This window comes from Helcococcus kunzii ATCC 51366 (assembly GCF_000245755.1).
GTDB lineage: Bacteria > Bacillota > Clostridia > Tissierellales > Peptoniphilaceae > Helcococcus > Helcococcus kunzii.
In genome coordinates this window covers 1,945,606-1,951,869 of sequence record NZ_JH601088.1, presented here as the reverse complement: position 1 = coordinate 1,951,869, position 6,264 = coordinate 1,945,606, and the positions used below count along the sequence as shown (strand labels likewise).

The window sequence follows — 6,264 nt, the reverse complement described above, 5'->3', positions numbered from 1 at the left end:
TGTATTTTATGACTTTTTTATGTACTCTTTTAAATAAAGAGATGTAAAAAGGAGTCTTTTATGAAACAAAGTAAAGAGTTAATTGATTCAAGAAGAAAAAAAGCATTACTAATTATAAACGAAAATAAAAGTATTTCCAATAAAGATTTAGCCAGTAAATTAAATGTCTCACTACCTACAATTAGAAGAGATATAAATTTTTTATCAAAAAAAGGATTAATACATAAGATACACGGAGAAGTTCAAGCTATAGATTCAAAAGTTATATTGACAACAAGAATAGAAAAAAAGAAAGATCTTATTGCAAAATATGCTGCATCTTTAATTGAGAATGATGACACCATTTTTATAAATTCATCTGATACAAGTATAAAAACTATCAAATATGTTGAACCATCAAAATATATTTCTGTTGTTACTAATAATGGAAAAACCCTAAAATATCATACTCTTCCAAATGTGAAAATAATTCTTACTGGAGGAGAAATAAAAGCACCTAAATCTGCTATGACAGGAGAATTTGCAATAAAAAATATAAAAGGCGTTCAAGCAAATAAGGCGTTTTTAGGGGCTAGTGGGTTCCATTTAGAAGAAGGCATGACAACTGCAAATATTGATGAAGTAGCAGTTAACAAGGCAATGATTGAAAACTCCAATAAAGTGATTCTATGTGTTGATAGTTCCAAACTTAATCACAAAAGTGCGTTTATTTCTGGAAGTGTAAGAAACTTTGATATACTAATTACCGATTCTGATGCCGATAGTACGTTTATTGATAATTTAACTATGCTAGGTGTAAAATGTATATTGCTAGATATAGACAAAGAAGAATATCAATAATTCTTTTTTATTTTTAGAATATTGAAATATTTAAGCTTTTTATCCCGATATATGTTCTGAATTATAAATATTATCCTAAACAATTAAATAGCTCAACTTTTTCTACTCATATAACTATAATGAAAAAGTTGAGCTATTTGTTCTATAAATATTTTAATGTATAATAAATTATTACTTTATTTCAAAAGTAATATAAAATATACAACTATCAATCCTATACTTTGCTATTAATTAAATGATTATGAATATTGATTACATATCACTTAATAATTTCTTAAATTTTTCTGCTACATTTTCCGGAGTAAAACCTCTTTCTTCATACAGTTTTTGACCATTACCTGAATCTCCATATTCATTATTATAAACTTGTGAATCAGAATATTTACACCATCCTATCTCAGAAGATGCTTCAACTGATAACACAGGTTTGGTTCTATCTAATACATGGTCTCTATATTCTTTTTCCATTTTATCAAATAATTCCCAAGAAGGCATATTTACAACTCTAACTTTTATCCCATCTTTTTCCAATAATTCTTTTGCTTTTATTGATAAATGAACCTCGCTTCCAGTTGCAATTATTGTCCCCATATAATTATCTGTATCATCTATTACATATGCACCTTTCTTAAGATTCTCTATAGATGTTCCTGAAAGAATTTCAACATCTTGCCTTCCCAATACTAAAACAGTAGGTTTATCATTTTTTAATGCGTATTCCCATGAATACATTGTTTCGTTTGGATCTGCTGGTCGTATCACATCCACATCAGGAGTAGCCCTTAAGCTTAATAATTGCTCAACAGGTTGATGTGTAGGACCGTCAGGACCAACAATTATGCTATCATGTGTAAATACAAATATTGGATTTATCTTCATTAAAGCTGCCATTCTAATTGATGCTTTCATGTAATCTAAAAATACTAAAAATGTAGCACAATATCCTCTTAATCCTCCATGCAGTGTTATACCATTTATTATTGCTCCCATAGCAAATTCTCGAACACCGAAATTGATATTGTTTCCAGAAAAATCATCTTTTCTAATAAATGAACTATTTGCTAAAATTGTTTTGTTTGATGAACCTAAATCAGCAGAACCCCCCATTAATATTCCTAATTTATCAAATATAAAGTTTAGAGACTTTCCTGAAGCACCCCTTGTAGCAATAGGAGATTCAAACCTTCCCATTTCTTCTATATTAAATTTATCTATTTTTTTATCAATTTCAAATAGTTCTGAATATTCTTTAGGATATAATTCTTTATATTTACATAAAATTTTATTCCATTCATCTTCTTTTTCTTGAGATAGTTTTAAGTATTCTCTCCTATATTCTTTTATCTCTTCGGGTAATGCAAAAGGTTCATTAATCATCCATTTATAAGAGTCTTTCATGTGCTTAGCTTCTATTTCACCTACTGAGTCACTATGAATTTTATTTGTACCTTGCTTCGTAGACCCAAAACCAATAATGTTTTTGGATTCTATTATTGTAGGTTTATTTGATGTTTTAGCTCTTGAAATTGCATCATTTATTTCTTTTAGATTATTTCCATCACTTACTTTTAAATAGTTCCAACCCAAAGCAGTAAATTTCTCTTCCACATCATCTATAGTACTATCTGTAACCATACCATCAGAACAAACATCATTTGAATCATACAATAATATTAATTTTGAAAGACCTAAAGATCCCGCTAATGAAAATGCTTCATTAGCAACTCCTTCCATAAGACAGCCATCGCCTGCTATCACATAAGTATAGTGATTTATTAAAGGTAAATCTTTTTTATTATATTTTTTAGCAAGATGGGCTTCTGAAATTGCTAAACCTACAGCAGTAGCTACCCCAACACCTAAAGGACCAGTACTTGCATCTACTCCAGGTGTAACATTATACTCTGGGTGTCCTGGAGTTTTACTTCCTAAACTTCTGAACTCTTTTAAATCCTGTATACTCAAATCATAACCAAATAAGTGTAGCATAGAGTAAACGAGTGGTGTTCCATGACCAGCTGAATAAACTAACCTGTCCCTATTAAACCATTCTGGATTCTTCGGATTTACATTTAAATGATTTTTATAAAGTTCATATGTCATTGGCGCGCTGCCAAGAGGCATCCCCAGATGCCCTGTATTCGCATTTTCTACCATATCTATTGATAAGCTTCTTATTGCTGACACCATTAATTCGTCTAAATTCATTTTTCCTCCATCCTTCTATTATACTTAGACTAAACCGAGTACTTTTCCAATTGTATATAAAATTACTCCCACGAAATTAAAATCTGTTTCTGGAAAAGCTGTTCCTTTTAATCCAACATTTTCCATTATTGGGTAAATTATTGCTGGACCGACAGCTATTAAAATCCCAACAATAAATGATCCTACTACTGCTCCTTTCCAACCTCCAGTAGCATTACCAAATACACCTGCAGTAGCTCCTATAAAGAAATATGGAACCGCTACTGGAATAATAACAGGTAGGCCTAAAACTGCAAAAATTCCCATACAAATCAATCCTGCAACATAGGAACTTATAAACCCTACAAGTGTAGCAGTTGGAGCATAAGCAAACACTACAGGACAATCTAATGCTGGTTTAGCATCTGGCACCAGTTTTTCTGAAATACCAACAAAAGCTGTGACTATCTCCCCTAAAAACATCCTAACTCCAGTAATTATTACATATAAAGATGCAGCAAATGTTAAACCTTGAAATAGAGGATACACTAACCAGTTTACACCATTCGATGTTTGTTCTGTAAAACCTTTACCTGCTGCAATAGCTGCTATGTAAAAGAAAATAATCATTGTAGCTCCTACGCCAACAACGTAGTCTTTAAATATACTTAACCATGCTGGTAATTTTAGATTTTCTGTACTATCTTTTGGGTTTCCGACTTTACCACCAACCCAGCTTGACAAAGCATAACCTAAAGTAACATAATGTCCCATAGCAATTTCATCGCTTCCGGTTATTTTTCTCATTCCTGGTTGTGCAATTGCTGGGAAAATTGCTGCTGATATACCTAGCAATATACCACCCAGTATTATTACTGAAGTATTATCTAATCCTAAAAATTTTAGCATTATAGTTAATAATGCTGCTAAGTATAAATTATGTTGACCAGTTAAAAATATGTATTTAAATTTAGTGAATCTTGCAACTAAAAAGTTTGAAAAGAATCCTAATACCATAACTAATGATACTACTGTTCCATATTTATCTTGCGCTAATGCTGTAACAGCTTCGGCTAATGGTAATACTCCATTCAACTTAAACCCTTCACTAAACAAGGATTGAAATGATTCTAATGCTGCAGCTGTTGCTGCACTTCCTATACCAAAAATTAAAAAACCTGTTATTGTTTTTATTGTTCCTTTTATAACTTCATGCATAGGTTTTTTTTGAAAAAATAGTCCAATAAAAGCCACCAATCCAACTAAAACTGAGGATGCCCCTAATAAATCCTGAACTATTACTCTTAAAATTTCCATTTTTCCTCCTGACTTATCCTCAAATATTAAATATTATTTTTTCAAATATTATTCAATAAATTTATTATTGTTTGCTATCTAAAAATTTTTGTAATTTTTCTTTAATTTCATCTTTATTCATCAAGTCTTTTATTCCAATCACTGCAAATGGTTTGTTTGTTATTTCATCTGCCAAATCTTCCATAGTAATTAATAAATCACCATTAAAGTATTGAACAGCTGAAACTTCATTATGGTCAACAGTAATATTCCAGCCGTTTTCTCTTATTACTTGTTCAACCTTAATTTTTAACATCATTGAACTTCCCATTCCTGTTCTACAAGCAACTAAAGCACTATACATTTTTTCCCCTCCTTATATAATGTATTTAGGTTGTTAAAGGTAACCTATAAACCTTTTTCGACTAAGTATTATTCAGTTTTACTGTATAATATTGTTATTAGATAGAGTGTACTCGTTCCCTCCTTGAGATTTAATCTCGTACTTGAAAGAGTGAGTCCTCTAATCTTTTAGCTGTTTACGAATAAGTTAGATGTTGACCCTTCCAGGGTACTTCGTATATACCATAAGGCAGTAACGTTATTAGATTTTGAGGTGTCTATCTAAAATACTTTTTTATGAGGTTTCAAATGTTTTATTTAGGTATTGATATTGGTAAAAATACTCATGTTGCTTCATTAGTTGATGATAAGAAAAAGGTTATTTTTAAAGCTTTTTCTTTTTCAAATTCCATTGATGGTGCTGAAAGTTTAATCCTTAAACTAGAATCTTTCAAAAATGAACTTGAAATTGGTATGGAAGCTACAGGTCATTATTGGCTATCTATATACTCATATCTTGTTCAAAAAAACTTCACTGTTCGTGTTATTAATCCAATCCAAACTGATGGCTGGAGACAAGGTATTGAGATTAGAAAGAGAAAAACTGATATTATCGATTCTCTTTTAATAGCCGATCTTCTTCGCTATGGAGATTTTGTTGAAACTTCTCTTTCTAACGAGGATTATTTATCTTTGAGAAACCTTTCCAGATTCAGGTCCTACCTTGTTTCTTCAATTGGTGATCTTAAAAGAAAAACTATTGCTCTTTTAGATCAAGTTTTCCCTGAATATGCTTCTTCTTTTAGCAATATTTTTGGTAAGACTTCTAAAGAAATACTTTCAACTTTCTCTACTCCTTCAGACTTTGAGGATATCAATTCTGAAGATTTACAATCTTTTTTAGATAATGTTTCTAGAAAGAAGTTTGCATCTAGAAAACTTGAAGAACTTTCTAAGAAAGCTTCTACTTCTTTTGGTGTAAATTTCTGTATGGATTCTTTCAGCCTACAAATCAAAATGCTTATTGAGCAAATTTCTTTTATTCAAAATCAAGTTTCAGATGTCGAAAAAGAAATTGAGATTTTACTTGAAAAACTTAATTCTCCAATTACTACAATCCCTGGTATTGGTGCTGTTAATGCAGCTACAATATTAGGTGAAATTGGAGATATTAAAAGATTTTCTAATCCTTCAAAGCTTGTTGCTTACGCAGGTATTGACTCAAGTATTTCCCAGTCTGGAGAATTTGAATCCACTTCTAATCATATGACTAAAAGGGGCTCTCCATTCCTTAGACGTGCTTTATTTCAATCTGCTCTTAGAGCTGAATTTTGTGACCCAGTTTTTTCTGATTATTATCAGAAAAAAATCAGTGAAGGAAAGCATCATTTAGTAGCTACTAATGCTGTTGCTAGAAAGCTTTGTCATACTATTTTTGCAGTTCTAACCAAAAATGAACCTTATCAAGTACAAATTTAGTTTTTGCTTAATTGTAAATTAATTTTTGAAAAAGGTTCTGTAAATGACGAGCTTTGCTCGGGCGTAGCCTTTATCATTTACAGGTTCTTTTGAAAAAATTACAATCTAAAAAGCAAAAAC

At 30.8% G+C, this 6,264-nt stretch carries 5 protein-coding genes; 2 read left to right on the top strand and 3 right to left on the bottom strand.

All coding sequences use genetic code 11. The annotated features are described in order from the left end of the window. The first annotated feature begins 60 nt into the window (after nt 1-60). Nucleotides 61-840, top strand: a complete 780-nt coding sequence (locus tag HMPREF9709_RS08685; protein WP_005399241.1) for a DeoR/GlpR family DNA-binding transcription regulator — start codon at nt 61-63, stop codon at nt 838-840. 252 nt (nt 841-1,092) lie between these two features. Here the strand turns inward: HMPREF9709_RS08685 and tkt are convergent, their stop codons facing one another. The 3 genes from tkt to HMPREF9709_RS08670 all read right to left on the bottom strand — a co-directional run bounded on the left by tkt (nt 1,093) and on the right by HMPREF9709_RS08670 (nt 4,687). Then, nucleotides 1,093-3,048, bottom strand: coding sequence for a transketolase (gene tkt / locus HMPREF9709_RS08680; RefSeq protein ID WP_005399240.1), 1,956 nt, complete (start codon nt 3,046-3,048; stop codon nt 1,093-1,095). Nucleotides 3,049-3,072: 24 nt separating this feature from the next. Continuing rightward, nucleotides 3,073-4,344, bottom strand: coding sequence for a PTS ascorbate transporter subunit IIC (locus HMPREF9709_RS08675; protein ID WP_005399239.1), 1,272 nt, complete (start codon nt 4,342-4,344; stop codon nt 3,073-3,075). Nucleotides 4,345-4,408: 64 nt separating this feature from the next. Next, nucleotides 4,409-4,687: a PTS sugar transporter subunit IIB gene (locus tag HMPREF9709_RS08670; RefSeq protein ID WP_005399238.1), complete on the bottom strand. Its 279-nt coding sequence runs from the start codon at nt 4,685-4,687 to the stop codon at nt 4,409-4,411. A gap of 287 nt (nt 4,688-4,974) precedes the next feature. Between HMPREF9709_RS08670 and HMPREF9709_RS08665 the strand changes: the two genes are divergently transcribed. Continuing rightward, nucleotides 4,975-6,144: an IS110 family RNA-guided transposase gene (locus HMPREF9709_RS08665; protein ID WP_005397777.1), complete on the top strand. Its 1,170-nt coding sequence runs from the start codon at nt 4,975-4,977 to the stop codon at nt 6,142-6,144. The last annotated feature ends 120 nt before the right edge of the window (nt 6,145-6,264 follow it).